This is a genomic window from Sulfurihydrogenibium azorense Az-Fu1 (assembly GCF_000021545.1).
Lineage (GTDB): Bacteria > Aquificota > Aquificia > Aquificales > Hydrogenothermaceae > Sulfurihydrogenibium > Sulfurihydrogenibium azorense.
The window spans coordinates 1,578,392-1,597,229 of the sequence record NC_012438.1 but is presented as its reverse complement, the minus strand read 5'-3'; the positions used below and the strand labels follow the sequence as shown (position 1 = coordinate 1,597,229).

Sequence of the window (18,838 nt, the reverse complement as noted above, 5' to 3'; positions counted from 1 at the left end):
TTAAAACTGGTAAAGGATATGCGCAACGAAGAAGATTTAAATGAGGCTATAGAAAGGTTGAAAGATTTTTTAGATCAGGAGAAAGAAATGAGACAGGAAAGAATTGAGGAAATTAAACGTTTAATTGCCGAAGGGAAGTACGATGTCCCTGTTGAAGAGTTAGTTGAGAAAATCCTTAAAAAGTTAAAAGAAAGACCTTAAGTCTCTGTAAATGTTTGTTATTTTTTCTACTGTAACTTCTACTTCTTGGACTGTGTTAAAAATACCAAATGAAAATCTAATTGAAGATAAGGCTTGTTTGTCAGTATACCCGTAAGCCTTTAAAACGTGGGAAGGAGTAGGAGTTCCTGACGAGCAAGCCGACCCTGATGAAACAGCTACACCTTCCGTATCTAAAGCCATTATTAGACTTTGGGCGTCTATCTTTGGAAAGATAATGTTTGATATGTTGGGAAGTCTTTTAATGTCTTTACTTACTATTTCAATTTCTTCTACACTTTGAGTTAACTTTTCTTCAAATAAGTCTTTTATGCTCTTTAAATGGTTTACTAATCTATCTTTGTTTTTGTTCCAGTACTCTATGGCTATAAAGAGTGAGTGTATCAGCTGAGGACTTTCTGTTCCTGACCTTAAACCTCTTTCTTGACCTCCTCCGAAAATGATAGGAGTTAGTTTTATACCTTCTTTTTTATACAACATTCCTATAGATTTTGGTGCGTTTATTTTATGACCGGATATAGAGAACATGTCTATATACTGTAGAGGTATATCTTCTTTACAGAATGACTGAACTACATCGGTGAAAAAGAAAACATCTTTTTCTTTACATACTTTCCCTATATTCTCTAAGTCTTGTAATACACCTGTCTCGTTATTCCCATGGATAACACAAACCAGTAGTGTTTTGTTGTTTATTAGACTTTTTAAGTGGTCTAAGTCTACAATGCCGTTTTTATCTACTTTAACAAAGTCTACTTTGTAGCCTTTTGACGATAGGTGTTTAAGGGGCATTAAAACTGATTTGTGTTCTATGGGGGTTGTAATAATGTGGTCTTTTTCTGGATAGCTCTCTGCAAGTCCTATGATGGCTAGGTTATTACTTTCTGTGGCACAAGATGTGAAGATTATCTCATCAGCATTACAACCTATATACTGAGATATTCCGTACCTACTTTTTTCTATTAGGTTTCTGGCTTTCTGTCCTTCTTTGTGTATGGAACTTGGATTTGCGTAGTACTCTTCGTAAAGAGTTTTTAAAGAGTCTAAAATCTCCGGTAGAACCGGAGAGGTTGCAGCATTATCAAAGTATATCATTGCTTAAATTGTTTTATTTTTTCTTTTAACTCTTCTACTGTAGATTCTTCGTTTAATCCTAAAATCTCTAAGAATTTTTCTATACTTATCCACTTTTTAAGTACCATTCCTTGAGTTAAGAGTTTTTCAAATGGTTCATCAAAGTCCACTAAACCTATATCTTTTAAAAACTTTGTAAAAAATCTTGAGTAAAGAAGGTGTAAGACGGCGTGTTCTATGCCTCCTATGTATATATCTACTGGCATCCAGTAGTTCACCTTTTCTTTATCAAAAGGTTTTTCTTCATTTTTAGGGTCACAGTACCTTAAAAAGTACCAAGAGCTGTCTACAAATGTATCCATAGTGTCTGTTTCTCTTTTTGCAGGTTTACCACATTTTGGACAAGTTGTATTTACAAACTCTTCAACCTTTGATAAAGGATTACCTCCCATACCTGTAAACTCTACATTTTGAGGTAGTACTACTGGCAGGTCTTTTTCTGGTACAGGTACTATCCCACAGGATTCACAGTAAATAATAGGAATAGGTGTTCCCCAGTATCTTTGTCTGGATATGTTCCAGTCTCTAAGTTTGTAGTTTACAGTTTTTTTGCCTATACCTTTTTCCTCTAACAGTTGTGTTATTTTTTCTTTTGCTTGAGATGAGGTTAACCCTGAAAACTCCCCTGAGTTTATAAGTATTCCTTCTTCTTCGTATGCTCCCTTTTCAAAGTCCCAGTCTTTATCTACAGGTTTTATAACTTGTTTTATAGGTAGGTTATACTTTTTAGCAAATTCGTAGTCTCTCTGGTCATGGGCAGGTACTGCCATTATAGCACCTGCTGCATAACCCCACAGTATGTAGTTTGCTGCGTAAATGGGAACTTCTTCTCCAGTTAGAGGATTTATAGCGTATCTTCCTGTAAATACACCTTCTTTTTCTTCTACGATAGACCTTTCTTTTGTAGATAGAGATTTTATTTTTTCAACGAATTTTTTAACTTCCTCTTGGTATGGTGTGTTTTCTGATAATTTTAAAACGATAGGATTTTCAGGAGCAACTGCCATAAAAGTTACTCCGTATAAAGTATCCGGTCTTGTTGTAAATACTTCTAAGTATTCGTCACTATCTTTTATTTTAAATTTAATAGTAGCACCTATAGATTTTCCTATCCAGTTTTCTTGCATTGTTAAAACTTGAGAAGGCCATTTACCTTTTAGCTTTTCTAAGTCTTGGAGCAACTTTTCTGCGTAATCTGTTATTTTTAAGTACCATGATGGGATTTCTTTTTGGACTACCTGAGTACCACATCTCCAGCATTTACCATCTATTACTTGTTCGTTTGCCAAAACTGTAAGGTCGTGGGGACACCAGTTAACAAGGGCTGATTTTCTGTAAGCTATACCCTTTTCAAACATCTTTAAAAATAGCCACTGATTCCATTTGTAGTAGTCTGGATTACATGTTGCTATTTCTCTATCCCAGTCGTAAGAAAAACCAAGTCTTTTTAACTGGGATTTCATGTAGTCTATGTTTTCGTAGGTCCATTTAGCTGGGTGGATGCCACTCTTTATTGCTGCGTTTTCTGCAGGCATTCCAAAAGCGTCCCATCCCATGGGGTGTAGTGTGTTTTTACCTGTCATTCTATAGTATCTATTGATAACGTCCCCTATTGCATAGTTTCTTACATGTCCCATATGTATTTTTCCGGAAGGGTAAGGAAACATCTCAAGGACATAGTACTTGTTTTGTTTGTCGTTATTTTCTACAGATTTAAAAATTTTTTCTTCTTCCCATTTTTCTAAATATTGTCTTTCTATTTCTTCAAATCTGTACTCCATCTTTTTCTCCTTACTCTGTGTCTCTATAATAGATTATACTTCCATCTTCTTCTACTTTTCCTGATAAAGATTCGTAAGATGAGTAGTAGTAGGGTGTAAATGCCTCAAACTCAGCTGCACAAGTGTCTACTACCTTGTAGGATACTGCTACTCTTCTTTTTCTTACTTCCTCTTCTGTTGTTTTAAGTAGTCTTGCAAGTTCTCTGTCTGAGAATCCCCACTGTTTAGCTTTTTCTAACTCTTGGTCTGTAATAGTTTCTATAGTTTTAGTTGATAGGTAAATCTCGTAGTCTATAATCTCTTTTATCTGGTTTAAAAACCATTTGTCTATGTGGGATAGCTGGTTTACTTCTTCTACTGTATAGCCTCTTCTAAAAGCTTCAGCTATATACCACAATCTATCTGGGTTAGGTTTTATTATATTTTCTTTTAATGTGTTTTCATCTATATTCTCCAGTCCCATATAAAATCCATACCTACCTAACTCTAAACTTCTTAAGGCTTTTTGAAGGCTTTCTTTAAATGTTCTTCCAATTGCCATAACTTCACCAACTGATTTCATCATGGTAGTTAGAGTTTTGTCAGCTTCTGGGAATTTTGCAAAATCAAATCGAGGTATTTTTACAACTACATAGTCTATGGTAGGTTCGAAAGATGCTGGTGTTTTTTTAGTGATATCGTTAGGAAGTTCGTCTAACGTGTATCCTACTGCAAGTTTTGCTGCTATTTTTGCTATTGGAAAGCCTGTAGCTTTTGATGCTAATGCTGAAGACCTTGAAACCCTTGGGTTCATCTCTATAACGTAAAACTCTCCTGTTTTTGGGTTTTGAGAAAACTGTACGTTTGACCCTCCTGTCTCTACTCCAATTTCTCTCATTACTGCTATTGAGTAGTTTCTTAGTATTTGATACTCTCTGTCTGAAAGGGTCATTGCAGGAGCTATAGTTATACTGTCTCCTGTATGAACTCCCATTGGGTCAAGGTTTTCTATGGAGCATATAATAACGCAGTTATCATTTTTATCTCTCATTACTTCCATCTCAAACTCTTTCCATCCTATAACAGACTCTTCAAGGAGTACTTCGTGAATAGGAGAAGCATCTAATCCTGCTTTTACTTTAGGGTAAAACTCTTCTCTGTTGTATGCTATACTTCCTCCTGTTCCACCAAGGGTAAAGGATGGTCTTATAATAACTGGAAATCCTATCCAGTCTATAACTTCTTCTGCTTCTGCGATGGATTTTACGACTGCACTTTTAGGCATTGATAAACCAATATTTTCCATTGCCTTTTTAAAAAGGTCTCTGTCTTCTGCTTTTTTTATGACTTCGTACTTTGCACCGATAAGCTCAACGTTGTACTTGTCTAATATACCTTTCTCATATAGCTCTATTGCAAGGTTTAAAGCTGTTTGTCCACCAAGTGTAGGCAAGATTGCGTCAGGTCTTTCTTTTTCTATGATTTTTTCTAAAACAGGGGTTATTAGGGGTTCTATGTAGGTTCTGTCTGCTATGTTTGGGTCTGTCATTATGGTTGCGGGGTTTGAGTTTACAAGGATTACACGATAACCTTCTTCTTTTAGGGCTTTTGCACCTTGGGTTCCGGAGTAATCAAACTCTGCAGCTTGCCCGATTATGATAGGTCCGGATCCGATTAGAAGGATTGTCTCAATATCAGTCCTTTTTGGCATACTTTACCTCGTTGAGATTTTAGATATATATTTTAGCATTTTTGGAATATACAGATATAAACTTTAATGTTTAAACTTTAAACTCTAATTTCCAATTTAAATAATTTTAAAACAAACCAAGGGAAGTAGCAAAATTTAAAGCCGAAATAAAAAAGTTTATCTTAATTCTAAAATATAACTTCCAGCAGTCGTTTTTAAATATAATACCACTTCTTGAATTTGAAATTAGGGTTAATGATTCAACACATAAAATATGGAATATTAAAAAATTGGAAAATAACTTATCTTATTAAAATTTTACTTTTATCATTTATCATTATTTAAGTTTTGAAAGTTCTGAATATACAACTTCTGCATCAGCTTTTGCACCAATGGAGCTAAAGAGGTTATATGCTTTTTTAAAATAATCTCTTGCAAGATCTATTTTACCTAAATCTTCGTAGAGCCAACCTAAATATCCATATGCATACGCTTCCAAGTATTTGTCTCCAACTTTTTGTATCCTCGTTAAACCTTCTTTAAGATAGTAGGTAGCATTATTGTAATCTTTCATCATTATATAAGTAGCCCCAAGATTGAGCATCCGTTGAGCGGCTCCATGATAATTTCCAAACCTTTCATCGATCTCAATAGCCTTTTTTAAATACTCTACCGCTTTAGAATAATCACCTTTTTCAGAGTAAATAACAGCTATGTTGTTGTATGTAGTAGCCTTATCTTCTTCTTTTTCTGTAAGCTCCAAAGACTCCATATAGTAAGAGAGTGCTCTGTCAAGATCACCTTTATTACGGTAGATCCCTCCTATATTATTAAGGCGGGCTGCCTGCGCTTTTCTATTTCCTTTTCTCTTTGCTACTGAAAGGCTTCTCATGTAATACTCAAGTGCATCGTCGTAGTCTCCTTTCTTCTCAAGGACCCCACCTATCCAGTTATAGATATACATAAGGTCTTCCTCTTGAGTTGCGAGTTTCTCTGCTCTTTTTAAACTCTCAAGGGCTTGGTCAAAGAGTCCGGATTCATAGTAAGCCTTTCCGAGGCAAGAGTGAGCATAAGGATCTGCAGGATAAAGTTTCACAGCCTTTTTTCCTTCCTCTAAGGCTCTTTTTAAGTCTCCGGCGTTTAAGAAAGTGAAGCAGTTATAAACCGGATTCGCAAGAACCAAGCCCGATGAAATAAGAAGTGATGCAAGAACCTTCTTCATGCCTTCCTTCCTCAAAATAAATTTAGTTTCATCTTACTATCAAACCTGGGAAATGTCAAGCTTTAACCTCCCCTCTGTATAAGTTTCAATACACAGTGAACACCTACCCCTTTAAAATAATTTCAACAAAAACAGGAGGTAGGTTATATGAAAGGTATTATAGGAACCCCTATGTATATGACAACACTCTTTCCTAAAAAACTATCAAACAAGATTAAAGACATTCCTTTAACAAAAGAAGCCAAAAAAAGACTAAAATGGATACAGCACTACCAAGATACAAAAAATATATCCAAAACCTGCAGATACTTCGGAATATCAAGAACTACCTTCTATAAATGGTTTGAAAGATACAAAAAAGACGGACTTGAAGGACTTCTTGATAGACCTAAAACACCAAAAAACACAAGAAAACCAACTATAAGAAATCAGTACAGAGAACAAATAATAAAAGTCAGGAAACAAAACCCAACTTGGAGCAAAGAAAAAATATCGGCATATCTACAAGAAGAAAAAAACATAAAAGTATCACCATCTACAGTGTATAAAGTATTAAAAGAAGAAGGATTAATAGAGAGAACAAAATCAATTAAAATACAAAACAAAAGAAAAAAGAGTATAAAGAAGAAAAGGACAAAAAGAGGCTTGCAAGCACAAGCCCCAGGGGATGTAGTACAAATAGACGTAAAACACCTGAACATCGCAGGTGCAACATATTACCAATTCACAGCTATAGATAAGTATAGCAGATTTTGTTTTGCACGGGTATATGAAAGTAAAAATTCAAAGAAAACAAAAGAATTTTATATTGAGTTAAATGAGTATTTTGAATTTGAGATAAAGAGGGTACAAACAGATAACGGGAGTGAGTTTTTAGGGGAGTTTAACAAGTATTTAACGGATATAGGAGTGGAGCATTACTTTAGCTATCCAAGGAGTCCAAAGACTAATGGTGTTGTAGAAAGATTGATAAGGACAATAGAAGAGGAGTTATGGTTGATAGAGGGATTAGATTACACATTAGAGGAGATGAATAAGAAGTTAAGGAAGTATGTAAGGAAGTACAATTTTATAAGGCCACATCATTCTTTAGGATACAAAAGACCAGCAGACATTGTTTATGGAGTATGATAAAATTTTTAGGTGAAGGTGTTCACGATGTATAGAACTCATACAAATCAGTGTAAAGAATTAGCAAAAAGTCGTTATCCAGATGCACTAATCCCTCCACCAAAAAAAAATAATAGTTGGATATAAATGTTCTGGATCAAGTTATAATTATGGTTCTTATTCTGGATCAAGCTATAATTATGGTGCTTATACAGAATACAACGTTAACTGTATACCAATATACAATTATGATTATTCTGAACAGATTGCAATAGAACAATTAAGAGAATCTTTAATTAAAAAATGTATGGAGGAAAAAGGATATATTCAAGAAAGGAAAAAATTATTTAAAAAATAAACATTTATTTCTAAAACCAAAATCTTGGCTTGTTTTAAAATTATCTAAATTGGAAAGGAGTTTTTAACAAATTTCTAAAATATTTTCGGAGCCTTCTTACGGCTCCTTTATTCTATCTCTATCTCTTTTTCCCGGGAAGAGTGTCCTTTTATAATCTTTATCCTTGATTTTGGTACATCCAAATACTCAGACATTAACTCTATTACTTTGTCGTTTGCTTTACCTTTTTCTGGAATTGTAGTACACCTTACTTCGTAAAAATTTTCCTCTATCTTCTTTACTTCGTTTTTACTTGAGCCGGGTTTTACTTTTACTTTTATCCTCAAGTTTATCTTTCTCTTATACCTGCTATAAACTCTTCTACCATCTGTCTTGCTTGCCAGTCTTTATACTGGATTGGTGGATGTTTCATTGTGTAAGCTGAGATTGAGTATAAAGGTCCTCCTATTCCTCTGTCTTGGGCAAGTTTTGCACATCTTATTGCATCTATTGCAACTCCTGCACTGTTGGGAGAGTCCTCAACTTCTAGTCTAAGTTCTATATTCATAGGAACATCACCAAATAATCTTCCTTCTATTCTTATAAATGCAAGTTTTTTATCCTTTAGCCACGGAACGTAATCAGAAGGTCCTATATGAACGTTCCTTGGGTCTATTCCGTAAGGTATTAAAGAGGTAACTGCTTGTGTTTTTGATTTTTTCTTTGTTTCTAACCTACTTCTTTCAAGCATATTTAAAAAGTCTGTGTTTCCTCCTACGTTAAGTTGATAAGTCCTGTCTATTTTAACTCCTCTCTCTAGTAGAAGCTGTGTTAATACTCTATGGGTTATAGTTGCTCCAACTTGAGATTTTATATCATCACCTATTACTGGAATACCTGCATCTTCAAACTTTTTAGCCCATTCGTCATCAGACACTATAAAAGTAGGCATACAGTTTATAAAGGATACACCTGCTTCTAAACATGCTTGAGCGTAAAATCTTGCTGCTTTCTCAGCTCCTACTGGGACATAGTTTACTAAAACGTCTGCTTTTGATTCTATTAGGACTTTGACAACTGTTTCTAAACTGTCTTCTTTTGCATCTGCAAGGACAAAAGCATTTTCTGGTGGGTAGTTTTTCATGTGCTCAGGATATCCATCTAAGACTTTCCCCATTCTTACTTTAACACCCATATGGGGAATATCTCTTTTAAAAACTGTGGTACAGTTTGGAGGTGCAAATATAGCCTGACTTACATCAAAACCTACCTTCCTTGCGTCTATATCCCACGCTGCTACTATCTCTATATCCCAAGGTTTATAACCCCCAATATCTTCATGCATTAATCCACTTGCTTCAATATTTTGTTTTTCCTTATAGTAGTAAATACCTTGAATTAAAGAGCTTGCACAGTTCCCAACTCCAGCTATAGCAACTCTTATTTTTTTAGACAACTTTTTCCTCCTTTTTATAGTATAACTTGTTTTGCTTTTATTATTTCAGGGATTTGGTGAATCTCTTCTAAAACAGCTTCATTTAACTTATCGTCAAGTTGTAGAGCTCCAAGGGCTATTTTCCCTTTCTCAAGTCTTCCAAGTCTAAATCCTGCTATGTTTATGTTATGTCTTGCAAGGATTGTTCCAAGTTTTCCTATTACTCCCGGAACGTCTTTGTTTTCAAACATTAAAATTACACCGCTGGGTTCTATGTCTATCCAGTAGTTATCTACAAGCATAATTCTTGGTAGTTTATCGTAGAATGCTGTTCCACCTACAACTACTTCTTTATCTTGAGCTTTTGCTGTTATTTTAATAAACTCTTTAAAGTTTAATCCAGCTTCTCTTGTTGATTTTATTATGTTTATACCTCTTTCTTTAGCTATAAATGGTGCATTTATTATATTTACTGGAGTGTCTAAAACAGGAGATAAGTATCCTTTTAAGAAAAATGCAACTATAGGCTCTATATGGTCTCTGATAGTTCCTCTTACCTCTATGTTTATCTCGGTAAAGTGTCCTCCTGCATACTGGGTTAAGAAGCTTCCTAACTTTTCTGCAAGTTCAAGGTAAGCTTTTATATTCTCAAATCCTTCTGTTATTGTAAATGGTGCGTTTACAGCAACCTCTACAAACTGTCCTTTTAACGCTGCTATAACATACTGAGCTATCTTGATTGCAACGTTATCTTGAGACTCATAAGTGTTTGCTCCAATGTGTGGAGATAGACTGATGTTTGGAAACTCAAAAAGTCTTCTTATCCTATCGTCTGGTGGCTCTTTTGAGAAAACGTCTAGACCAAGACCTGCTATCTTACCTTCCTTTACAGCTTCATATAGAGCATCTTCGTCAACTATTCCCCCTCTTGCACAGTTTATAAAGTAAACACCTTTTTTCATTAAATCAAACTCTTTTTTACCTATCATATTTCTTGTTTCTTCCGTTAAAGGGCAATGAAGTGTAATTATATCTGACATCTTTATTAAATCATGGAGATTATCAATAAGTTCAACTCCAAGTCTTTCTCCTTTTTCCCTTGGTATGTATGGGTCGTAAGCTATAACTTTTGCTCCGGCTGCTTTACATCTTATAGCAACCTGAGACCCAACGTTTCCAAGTCCTATTATACCTACTACTTTGCCGTCAAGCTCTTCTCCCATAAATCTTTTTCTATCCCACTGACCTTCAAGCATAGACTTATGGGCTAAGTGAAGTTTTCTTAAAACTGCGTAAAGGTGAGCCATTGTAATCTCAGCTGCACCTATTGTATTTGCTCCGGGAGTGTTTATAACTAAAATACCCCTTCTTGAAGCTTCTTCTAAATCTACATTATCTACACCAACTCCAGCTCTTCCTACTACTTTCAATTTTTCAGCTCTTTCTAGTAGCTCTTTAGTAACTGGTGTTCTACTTCTTGTTATTATTGCGTCGTAGTCTTTAACTATCTCTAAAAGTTCGTTAAACTTTATTTCGGGTTGGTAATCAAGGTCTATCATTTCATCGTTGTTGAGGATTTCTAATCCTTTAGGAGATATATCATCTGTAACTAAAACTTTATACATTTAAAGTTTTCCTCCTTGAAAAAATAATTTAGAGATATTATTATATCAGGAAGTTAATTAAAAAGAGGTAAAGAATGTACTACAGAAAGTTTAACGATTATTTAAAAGAAAAGTACGGTGGAAGGGTACAAAAAATAGCAATAGACGCAGGTTTTACATGTCCAAACAGAGATGGAAGTAAAGCAGCTGGAGGCTGTACATTTTGTAATAACCAATCTTTTAGCCCTTATGCAATGACAAAACAAACCGTAAAAGATCAGATAGAAAAAAGTATGGAATTTTATAAAAATAAGTTTAAAAACGTAAAAGGATTTTTAGCGTACTTTCAAGCTTTTACAAATACTTATGCCCCAGTTGAAAAACTGAAAGAAGTTTACGACCAAGCTATGAGTTATCCGGAAGTTATAGGTATGTCTATTGGAACTAGACCTGACTGTGTACCGGAAGAAGTGTTAGATTTAATAGCATCTTACACAGTTGAAAAGCCAGAAGTGTGGGTGGAGTATGGTTTACAGACAGCCCATTTTAGAACCCTTAGAAACATAAACAGAGCTCACGGTGTATCGGACTTTGTAGACGCAGTTTTAAGAACAAAAAAAAGAAGTGGTATAAAGATATGTGCCCACGTAATACTTGGACTTCCCGGTGAAGATTACGAAGATATGATGGAAACGGCAAAATTAATAGCAGCTCTTCCTATAGATGGTATAAAAATACATCCACTCCATATAGTAAAACATACAGCTATGGAAAAACAATATTACAAAGGTGAGATTAAAGAACTTGATTTAAAAGAGTATGCAAAGTTAGCAGTAGACTTTTTATCTCACCTCCCAAAAGATATAATCGTCCACAGAATAACAGGAGAAGCTTCAGAAGATGAGCTTATAGCTCCTTACTGGTGCTCTCCAAAGTACAAAATGGAAGTTTTAAAAGCAATAGAAGAAGAGTTTAAATTGAGAAATGCAACTAAAAATTTAAAAGTCCTTGTGTAAGGGAGATTTGTATGAAAAAATTTATTTTAGCTATATATTGTGAACTTTCTTATGAGTCTCCAATTCTGGATATCCTATAGATTCCATAAATTTTTCTTCATCTTTTAAATGTGTTTCTATATAGGCAGAAAACTTATTAATAAAAAATTCCTTGACTTCTTCTTTCTTACCTTCTTTGATCAAAGATGCTACATGATTAATTATTTCAATCAGTTCCAAATGTTCCTTATCCATCTCTTCAACACCTGTTATAAGGTTATCAGTCATCGTAATTAATTTTTCCATATTTTTATCCTCCTTCTTCATTTGGTTTTTTATCTTGATAATCTTAATTTTACGTTTAAATTTTACTATAGTTTTAAACTAATTTTAGTCTACTATACATAAATTATATTATAAAAATAAAATCAATGGTCTTGACAAAACTCAGAAAAGAGATTATAATAAAAAATAGAATAAATAAATTTAAAGTAGGAGGTAGCAAAATGGCAAAATTAAAACCTCTTTATGACAGAGTTGTTGTTAAGAGGGTGGAAGAAGAAGTTGCAAAGACACCTGCTGGTATTATTATTCCAGATACAGCTAAAGAAAAACCTCAAATTGGAGAAGTAATTGCTGTAGGTGAGGGAAGGGTTTTAGAGAATGGTAACATATTGCCATTAAAGGTAAAAGTTGGTGATAAAGTTTACTTTAGCAAGTATGCAGGAAACGAAGTTAAAGTTGACGGTGAAGAACTTATCATCTTAAGAGAAGATGATATTTTAGCAATTATTGAAAACTAAAAAATAGGAGGTGGTATAGATGGCAGCAAAAAGATTAGTTTACGGTGATGAAGCAAGAGCTAAGTTAAAAGCTGGTGTTGATAAATTAGCAAACGCAGTAAAAGTAACACTTGGTCCAAGAGGTAGAGAAGTAATCTTAGAGAAAAAATGGGGTTCTCCTGTAGTAACAAAAGACGGTGTATCTGTTGCTAAGGAAATAGAGTTAGCAGACCCATACGAAAACATGGCAGCACAACTTGTCAAAGAAGTTGCATCTAAAACTGCTGACGTGGCTGGAGACGGTACAACTACAGCAACAATCTTAACTCAAGCTATCTACGAAGAAGGATTAAAGGCAATAGCTTCCGGAGCTAATCCAGTTTATGTAAAAAGAGGAATAGATGAAGCAGTTAAGATAATCATCGAAGAATTAAAGAAAATATCCAAACCTGTATCAGGAAGAAAAGAGATAGAGCAAGTTGCTACAATATCTGCTAACAACGACCCAGAAATCGGAAAAATCATAGCTGATGCTATGGAAAAAGTTGGAAAAGATGGTGTTATAACCGTAGAAGAGTCTAAATCTGCAGAGACTGTTTTAGAAGTAACAGAAGGTATGCAATTTGATAGAGGATACCTATCTCCATACTTTGTAACAAACCCAGAAAAAATGGAAGCTGTTTTAGAAAATCCATACATCTTAATCTATGAAAAGAAAATAAGCAACATAAGAGAATTATTACCAGTTCTTGAAAAAGTAGTTCAAACAAACAGACCACTCTTAATAATTGCCGAAGATGTTGAAGGTGAAGCTCTTGCTACATTAGTAGTAAACCACATAAAAGGTGTTCTAAAAGTATGTGCTGTTAAAGCTCCGGGCTTTGGAGAAAGAAGAAAAGCAATGCTCCAAGACATTGCAATACTAACAGGTGGTACTGCTATAACAGAAGACCTTGGAATTAAACTTGAGTCTGTAGACCTTGATATGCTCGGAAAAGCTGACAAAGTTGTGGTTGACAAAGATAGCACTACAATAATTGGTGGAAAAGGAAATCCTGAAGATATAAAAGCAAGAATTGAACAAATCAAAAAACAAATAGAAACTACAACTTCTGAGTACGACAAAGAAAAACTCCAAGAAAGACTTGCTAAGTTAGCAGGTGGAGTTGCTATAATCAAAGTAGGAGCTGCTACAGAAGCAGAACTCAAAGAGAAAAAAGACAGAGTTGACGACGCTGTACATGCTACAAAAGCAGCTGTTGAAGAAGGAATAGTTCCTGGTGGTGGTGTTGCACTCTACAGAGCTTCAAGAGCACTTTGCAACATAAATGAAGAAAACCCAGACAAAGCTTGGGGTATCAAGATAGTTAGAAACGCTTGTAAGGTACCAATCAAACAAATTGCTTACAACGCTGGATTTGAAGGATCTGTAATAGTAGAAAAAATAAAAGACTCTGAAAATGTAAACTACGGATTCAACGCTGCTACTGGTGAGTTTGTAGACATGGTTGAAGCTGGAATAATAGACCCAACTAAAGTTGTAAGAACAGCTCTCCAAAACGCAGCTTCTATAGCAGGAACAATGTTAACAGCTGAGTGCTTAGTAGCTGAAATAAAAGAAAAAGAAGAAAAACTCCCTAACGCAGGTGGAATGGGAGATATGGACTTCTAATAAAGGATTTACCTACTTTAACAAGCCCCCTTTACGGGGGCTTTTTTATTTTTATGGTAAAATAGAGTAAAAAGGATTATGTATGGAAATTTTAAACTTTATTCTTCACATTGACAAATATTTAGCAATTTTGATAGAGAATTACGGAACCCTCGTTTATCTAATTCTTTTTTTTATAATCTTTTCTGAAACCGGATTTGTAATAACTCCTTTTTTACCCGGGGACTCTCTTTTGTTTGTGTTAGGAGCTTTCTCTGCCGTAAATCTTTTAGATATTAAGATTTTATACCCTTTACTACTGACAGCTGCTATACTTGGAAACACTGTCAATTTTTTTATAGGCTACTACTTTGGAGAGAAGATACTTAGAAACGGAAAGTTAGTAAAGAAAGAGTATATACAGCAAACAGAGGAATTTTTTCAAAAGCACGGTGGAAAAGCTGTAATAATATCAAGATTCTTACCTATATTTAGAACATTTGTTCCGTTTGTAGCAGGCATAGGAAAAATGGATACCCACAAGTTTATGTTTTACAACTTTATAGGTGGTTTTTCTTGGATAACTTTATTTTTACTACTTGGCTACTTTACAGGAAACATTCCTTTTGTTAAGGAAAACATAACACACTTTATTTATGCTATTATAATCTTATCATTTTTACCAATGGTTATAAAAGCTATTAAAAAGTGATTTACCCGTGGTTATTTACACTTATAACATTTGTTTTAGGGATACTTTTAAACCAAAAACTTAACTTAAGTGTATCTTTAGTTGTTCCTGTTTTAGTCTTTTTATTGTCTGTTGTTTTTAAGGGTTATCTAAGGTATATAGTTTTAAATGTTGGTGTTTTTCTGCTGGCTTTTTCTGTAAGTTATAAAGAGAAGATAGATAGTTTTGAGATAAAAAATCCTTCTTTTTTTGAGTGTAGAGTTGTATCATTCCCAAATGAATATAAAACTTCTAAATCTTTTGATTGTAAAGTTATATCTTCTGATTACCAGCAGTTGAAAGGAAAGAGTATAAAAGTTTATTCAAAGGAAGAAGATATATACTTTTTTACAAGATTGGCTTTTTTTGGTAAAGGAAAGGTTGAAGATGGAGAAGTAAAAGTCAGCACTATAAAAAATTTTGTTATAGTAGATAACTCTGATAATCCTCTATACTCATTTTTTAAGCTAAAAGATAATCTCATTAAAAATTACGGACTTCACAGACTAAACAATGAGACTTTTGCTACTGGAACTGCTTTGATATTTGGTGAGAGAAGGTATATTGATTATAGTATCTATAAACCTTTTTTAGAAACAGGTCTTGCTCATCTAATAGCAATATCTGGGTCTCACATTGCTATACTGTTTTTCTCTTTAAACTTTATTTTGTTTTTCTTAAATGAGAGGGTTAGGTACAGTGTTATAGCTTTTATTCTTCCTTTTTATGCAGTTTTTACCGGTTTTGGTATTCCTGTTGTAAGGTCTGTTTTTATGGCTTTGTTTTTTATATTCTCTAAATTTTTTTACTTAAAAAGTAATTCTTTAAACATCTTGTTTTTTACTGCTTTTGTTTTTCTACTTATAAGTCCAGACTCTTTATTTTCTATGTCTTTTCAACTTTCTTTTATGGCTGTGCTTGGAATAATACTTGGTATTGAGGTTTTTAAGGATTACAATAATTTTGTTAAATTATTAGGTGTGTCTTTATTTGCAACATTATTTACAGCTCCTATAGTTTTGTACTACTTTTATAACTTTTCTCCAACGGGTATAATAGCAACTCCTATAGCTTCTTTGCCTTTGTATCCTCTTTTAACTCTTTCGGTTTTTAATATTTTTACTGGGTTTAATGTTGATTTTTTGGTTAAGTTTATGGACTTTTTTGGAATGATTTTTATTGAGGTAGTTAAGTTTTTCTCAAGTTTGGGTTTTTACTACACCGGATTTAGTCCGTCTTTGTGGGTTGTTGGGCTGTATTTTGTTGTAATTTTAACTGTTTTTTTATTGAAGATTAGACCTGTTGAAAAGGTTTTGGTTAGTTGTTTTGCTTTTGTTGTTTTTCTGTTTTTGAGTAAAAGTGATTTAAGGCCTAAGATTTATACTATCAAGACTAAGGTTTATCCTGTTGTGTTTGTAGCAAGGGAAGGAAAGTGTTATCTTTTTACGGATTTTGAGTATAGGATGGCTTTAAACCTTTTGAGGAAGGAAGGTTGTAGGGTAAGTTATCTTTTAACGGAAAATACTGAAAAGTTTTCAGATGATTTTGTTTTAAATTTTGATAGGATTATAACCTACACTTATCAGGTAAATGTAGATGATGTTAGATTTAAAAAGTGGGTAGAGCCGTATTTAGTGATAAATGGTAGGGAGTATTTCTTGAAAAATGATGATAGAGTTATTTTCTTGGATTAAACAACGATAAATCAATTATAGCTTAAACCAACATCTCTAAACTCTTCATAGACAGGCTAAAGACTTGACAAAATTAGCTTATGTAAAAGTCGGCATGATTTTATAGTTTCAATTCCCTCATAGTCGGGAGAAAAACTCAAGGAAAAAGATGATGTATACTTTCAGTTAATTAAGTTTCAATTCCCTCATAGTCGGGAGAAAAACGATATTCACTGAAAGAGATAATGTGTATATCCAATTAGGTTTCAATTCCCTCATAGTCGGGAGAAAAACGGGCGGTAGTGATAAGTTTTATCTCGAGTTTCGAGAGTTTCAATTCCCTCATAGTCGGGAGAAAAACCAAGTATAGTCATGCTTTCATAAAACTTTGAAGAGTAGTTTCAATTCCCTCATAGTCGGGAGAAAAACCAACATCAACATCAACTATAGCTTCAATCATGTTAGTTTCAATTCCCTCATAGTCGGGAGAAAAACATTCAAGCAAATCATGACAAAATGCTTGCAAAGCTATGTTTCAATTCCCTCATAGTCGGGAGAAAAACTGAAATGAAAATATTCAATTTTTACGAGAGTCTATAGTTTCAATTCCCTCATAGTCGGGAGAAAAACCTGGTGGTCTATGTATCACCAGGTTTAGTACAAGTTGAGTTTCAATTCCCTCATAGTCGGGAGAAAAACGCAACATGGTTGGTAAAGTTTTAGTCCAAAGAAGAGGTTTCAATTCCCTCATAGTCGGGAGAAAAACACACTGGTACACTCATTCAAACATCATCGGAAAAGGTGTTTCAATTCCCTCATAGTCGGGAGAAAAACCCTTCTTTTACCTTATTCGGTTGTCAAGGTTCAAATCGTTTATTATCAACTGTTAGATATTATAATACACTTTTCTAAAAAATGCAACCGGAATATATTTTTTCCTGTCGACCTTTGATCCTGCAAAAATCACTGGAGATCGACAGTGATTATTTTTCAATTATTTAACTTAATCAGTCTCAATTAACCCATTCTAATTGAGACTTAAAAACTACCATTTTCGATAGGACGACGACGGCAACTCGATTTTTACTCTATTTACTAACAAAGTATTGAAAAATAAAGTAAGCAATACCTATAAGCACGAGAATTTTTACTATCATCCTAATTGCAAATCCTACCATCTTCATAATCACAAAAGAAACTATCAAAACAATCACCAGCTTAACTAAGTCTAAGTTTTCCATTTTACTTGCCTCTTCCAGTATCCTTTTTTAAACATGTAATATAGTATCCCAGCTTTTAAAAACGTCTCTACAAACATCGCATAGTAAATATACAACACATTTCCAAACATCTTAGAAAGCACATAAGCAGGTATTATTCTAAAAAACCATAAAGAAGCTGTGTTTATTAGAAGTGTTAGTTTAGTTGAGCCGGCTCCTCTTAATGCTCCACTTAAAACAAAACCTATTGCAAGGGGAACCTGTGTAAGTCCTACAACTTTTAAGTATAAAATAGCTTCCTGAATTACTTTTTCGTCGTTTGTAAATATCATAGCAAAATACTGTGGAAATAAAAACATCAAAACACCCATAAAACCCATAAAAACTGATGCTATCTTTGCAGTTTGCCAGCCTAACTTTTGGGCTTCTTCGTAATTTTTTGCTCCTATACTTTGACCTACTAAAGTCATAGCTGCTATAGTAAAACCAAACCCGGGCATAAATGCAAGTCCTTCTATCCTAAGTCCTACCTGATAACCTGCCAATGTGTAAGTGCCATACTCTGCAATCATCTTAACAAACAGTAAAAAAGAAAAGTAAGTTATAACCCTTTCAACTCCTGCAGGAATACCTATGCCTAAAACTCTTTTAGCGTAATCTTTTACAAACAGGGGATAAAAGGACACTATAGACTTTTTAGTCAAAAATACATAAAGGTATAACACAAAGCTAATATAATAACTTATAGCTGTGGCTATTGCAGCTCCTTTTATTCCAAGTGCTGGAAAACCAAATTTACCAAATATTAAAGTATAAGCTAAAACTGTGTTTATAACGTTTGCAACAACAACGATTTTTAAAGGAGTTTTTGTGTCTCCTGATGCGTTTAAAGATGAGTATAGAGCAAACTCTATAAATATAACTGGAAAAGTTAAAGATATGATAGATAAGTAAGTTTCTCCTGCTTTTACCACTTCTTCAGAAGAACCCATAAATATAAAAACATACTTAGAAAAAAAGACTCCAAAGATGGTAAAAGGTATGGATATTAAAAAAGCTATAACAGAAGATGTAAAAGTTGTTTTACTTGCTTCATCAAGCTCTTTGGCACCTACAAACCTTGATACAACTGCAGAATTACCTACGGAAAAAGAAGCCATAAATGCGTATAAAAGCCCTAAAAACTGCATAGATATGCCGGCAGCTGCAATTGCAACTGGAGAGACTCTACCAAGCATAATCATATCTACAATAACTTGAATCATATCAAAAAGAT

Annotated in this window: 17 protein-coding genes and 1 CRISPR repeat array; of the genes, 7 read left to right on the top strand and 10 right to left on the bottom strand. The window is 34.0% G+C overall.

Annotation, left to right across the window (positions count from 1 at the left end; translation table 11 throughout):
• Window positions 1-18: 18 nt before the first annotated feature.
• Window positions 19-201 carry a flagellar biosynthesis anti-sigma factor FlgM gene (locus SULAZ_RS08360; protein WP_012675002.1) on the top strand — a complete coding sequence of 61 codons (183 nt, stop codon included), beginning with the start codon at window positions 19-21 and terminating at the stop codon, window positions 199-201.
• Here SULAZ_RS08360 and SULAZ_RS08355 read toward each other — a convergent pair.
• The 4 genes from SULAZ_RS08355 to SULAZ_RS08340 all read right to left on the bottom strand — a co-directional run bounded on the left by SULAZ_RS08355 (window position 184) and on the right by SULAZ_RS08340 (window position 6,025).
• Window positions 184-1,314: a cysteine desulfurase family protein gene (locus tag SULAZ_RS08355; protein ID WP_012674265.1), complete on the bottom strand. Its 1,131-nt coding sequence runs from the start codon at window positions 1,312-1,314 to the stop codon at window positions 184-186. The two genes, SULAZ_RS08360 and SULAZ_RS08355, sit on opposite strands and share 18 nt — an antisense overlap.
• Window positions 1,311-3,134 (bottom strand): leucine--tRNA ligase, encoded by a 1,824-nt coding sequence (gene leuS / locus SULAZ_RS08350; protein ID WP_012673974.1) that lies wholly within the window; start codon window positions 3,132-3,134, stop codon window positions 1,311-1,313. Before leuS ends, SULAZ_RS08355 begins: the two co-directional genes overlap by 4 nt.
• 10 nt (window positions 3,135-3,144) lie before the next feature.
• Complete coding sequence (carB, locus tag SULAZ_RS08345) at window positions 3,145-4,824, bottom strand: carbamoyl-phosphate synthase large subunit (RefSeq protein WP_012674766.1); 1,680 nt, start codon at window positions 4,822-4,824, stop codon at window positions 3,145-3,147.
• Between the two features lie 316 nt (window positions 4,825-5,140).
• Entirely contained in the window at window positions 5,141-6,025 is an 885-nt protein-coding gene (locus SULAZ_RS08340; protein ID WP_012673448.1) for a tetratricopeptide repeat protein, read from the bottom strand.
• 147 nt (window positions 6,026-6,172) lie between these two features.
• Between SULAZ_RS08340 and SULAZ_RS08335 the strand changes: the two genes are divergently transcribed.
• A complete protein-coding gene (locus SULAZ_RS08335; protein ID WP_012673450.1) occupies window positions 6,173-7,156 on the top strand; it encodes an IS481 family transposase in 984 nt (327 codons plus the stop codon).
• A 444-nt stretch (window positions 7,157-7,600) separates the two neighbouring features.
• Here SULAZ_RS08335 and SULAZ_RS08330 read toward each other — a convergent pair whose 3' ends face one another.
• The 3 genes from SULAZ_RS08330 to serA are packed head-to-tail and all read right to left on the bottom strand — an operon-like array spanning window position 7,601 to window position 10,532.
• Window positions 7,601-7,819, bottom strand: a complete 219-nt coding sequence (locus SULAZ_RS08330; RefSeq protein ID WP_012674492.1) for a DUF167 domain-containing protein — start codon at window positions 7,817-7,819, stop codon at window positions 7,601-7,603.
• Between the two features lie 2 nt (window positions 7,820-7,821).
• The gene (locus SULAZ_RS08325; protein ID WP_012673524.1) at window positions 7,822-8,928 is read right to left on the bottom strand and encodes an inositol-3-phosphate synthase; all 1,107 of its coding nucleotides are present in this window, start codon (window positions 8,926-8,928) and stop codon (window positions 7,822-7,824) included.
• Between the two features lie 14 nt (window positions 8,929-8,942).
• Window positions 8,943-10,532, bottom strand: a complete 1,590-nt coding sequence (gene serA / locus SULAZ_RS08320) for a phosphoglycerate dehydrogenase (RefSeq protein WP_012674243.1) — start codon at window positions 10,530-10,532, stop codon at window positions 8,943-8,945.
• 74 nt (window positions 10,533-10,606) lie between these two features.
• On the opposite strand from serA, the gene mnmL reads away from it, so the two are divergent.
• Entirely contained in the window at window positions 10,607-11,527 is a 921-nt protein-coding gene (mnmL, locus tag SULAZ_RS08315; RefSeq protein WP_012675014.1) for a tRNA modification radical SAM protein MnmL/YtqA, read from the top strand.
• A 30-nt stretch (window positions 11,528-11,557) separates the two neighbouring features.
• Here the strand turns inward: mnmL and SULAZ_RS08310 are convergent, their stop codons facing one another.
• Window positions 11,558-11,812, bottom strand: coding sequence for a bacteriohemerythrin (locus SULAZ_RS08310; RefSeq protein WP_012674615.1), 255 nt, complete (start codon window positions 11,810-11,812; stop codon window positions 11,558-11,560).
• A gap of 200 nt (window positions 11,813-12,012) precedes the next feature.
• On the opposite strand from SULAZ_RS08310, the gene groES reads away from it, so the two are divergent.
• The 4 genes from groES (at window position 12,013) to SULAZ_RS08290 (ending at window position 16,363) form a co-directional block, all read left to right on the top strand.
• The gene (gene groES, locus SULAZ_RS08305; protein ID WP_012674054.1) at window positions 12,013-12,309 is read left to right on the top strand and encodes a co-chaperone GroES; all 297 of its coding nucleotides are present in this window, start codon (window positions 12,013-12,015) and stop codon (window positions 12,307-12,309) included.
• Between the two features lie 19 nt (window positions 12,310-12,328).
• The gene (gene groL, locus SULAZ_RS08300) at window positions 12,329-13,960 is read left to right on the top strand and encodes a chaperonin GroEL (RefSeq protein WP_012674420.1); all 1,632 of its coding nucleotides are present in this window, start codon (window positions 12,329-12,331) and stop codon (window positions 13,958-13,960) included.
• 82 nt (window positions 13,961-14,042) lie between these two features.
• Window positions 14,043-14,651, top strand: coding sequence for a VTT domain-containing protein (locus SULAZ_RS08295; RefSeq protein ID WP_012673834.1), 609 nt, complete (start codon window positions 14,043-14,045; stop codon window positions 14,649-14,651).
• Window positions 14,648-16,363 carry a ComEC/Rec2 family competence protein gene (locus SULAZ_RS08290; protein ID WP_012674477.1) on the top strand — a complete coding sequence of 572 codons (1,716 nt, stop codon included), beginning with the start codon at window positions 14,648-14,650 and terminating at the stop codon, window positions 16,361-16,363. The genes SULAZ_RS08295 and SULAZ_RS08290 overlap by 4 nt, the downstream gene beginning before the upstream one ends.
• A 105-nt stretch (window positions 16,364-16,468) precedes the next feature.
• Window positions 16,469-17,176: direct repeats of the CRISPR family, unit length 31 nt; unit sequence GTTTCAATTCCCTCATAGTCGGGAGAAAAAC.
• Between the two features lie 254 nt (window positions 17,177-17,430).
• Here SULAZ_RS08290 and SULAZ_RS09040 read toward each other — a convergent pair.
• Window positions 17,431-17,583 carry a hypothetical protein gene (locus SULAZ_RS09040; RefSeq protein ID WP_012674453.1) on the bottom strand — a complete coding sequence of 51 codons (153 nt, stop codon included), beginning with the start codon at window positions 17,581-17,583 and terminating at the stop codon, window positions 17,431-17,433.
• Window positions 17,571-18,827, bottom strand: a complete 1,257-nt coding sequence (locus SULAZ_RS08285) for an MATE family efflux transporter (RefSeq protein WP_266105189.1) — start codon at window positions 18,825-18,827, stop codon at window positions 17,571-17,573. The genes SULAZ_RS09040 and SULAZ_RS08285 overlap by 13 nt, the downstream gene beginning before the upstream one ends.
• Between the last annotated feature and the right edge of the window lie 11 nt (window positions 18,828-18,838).

What these genes read in the sequence shown, in the direction of transcription:
- mnmL (WP_012675014.1), top strand. Translation starts at nt 10,607, where the DNA reads ATGTACTACAGAAAGTTTAACGATTATTTAAAAGAAAAGTACGGTGGA.
- leuS (WP_012673974.1), bottom strand. Translation starts at nt 3,134, where the DNA reads ATGGAGTACAGATTTGAAGAAATAGAAAGACAATATTTAGAAAAATGG.
- SULAZ_RS08355 (WP_012674265.1), bottom strand. Translation starts at nt 1,314, where the DNA reads ATGATATACTTTGATAATGCTGCAACCTCTCCGGTTCTACCGGAGATT.
- SULAZ_RS09040 (WP_012674453.1), bottom strand. Translation starts at nt 17,583, where the DNA reads ATGGAAAACTTAGACTTAGTTAAGCTGGTGATTGTTTTGATAGTTTCT.
- carB (WP_012674766.1), bottom strand. Translation starts at nt 4,824, where the DNA reads ATGCCAAAAAGGACTGATATTGAGACAATCCTTCTAATCGGATCCGGA.
- SULAZ_RS08295 (WP_012673834.1), top strand. Translation starts at nt 14,043, where the DNA reads ATGGAAATTTTAAACTTTATTCTTCACATTGACAAATATTTAGCAATT.
- groL (WP_012674420.1), top strand. Translation starts at nt 12,329, where the DNA reads ATGGCAGCAAAAAGATTAGTTTACGGTGATGAAGCAAGAGCTAAGTTA.
- groES (WP_012674054.1), top strand. Translation starts at nt 12,013, where the DNA reads ATGGCAAAATTAAAACCTCTTTATGACAGAGTTGTTGTTAAGAGGGTG.
- SULAZ_RS08340 (WP_012673448.1), bottom strand. Translation starts at nt 6,025, where the DNA reads ATGAAGAAGGTTCTTGCATCACTTCTTATTTCATCGGGCTTGGTTCTT.
- serA (WP_012674243.1), bottom strand. Translation starts at nt 10,532, where the DNA reads ATGTATAAAGTTTTAGTTACAGATGATATATCTCCTAAAGGATTAGAA.
- SULAZ_RS08285 (WP_266105189.1), bottom strand. Translation starts at nt 18,827, where the DNA reads ATGATTCAAGTTATTGTAGATATGATTATGCTTGGTAGAGTCTCTCCA.
- SULAZ_RS08335 (WP_012673450.1), top strand. Translation starts at nt 6,173, where the DNA reads ATGAAAGGTATTATAGGAACCCCTATGTATATGACAACACTCTTTCCT.
- SULAZ_RS08360 (WP_012675002.1), top strand. Translation starts at nt 19, where the DNA reads ATGCGCAACGAAGAAGATTTAAATGAGGCTATAGAAAGGTTGAAAGAT.
- SULAZ_RS08310 (WP_012674615.1), bottom strand. Translation starts at nt 11,812, where the DNA reads ATGGAAAAATTAATTACGATGACTGATAACCTTATAACAGGTGTTGAA.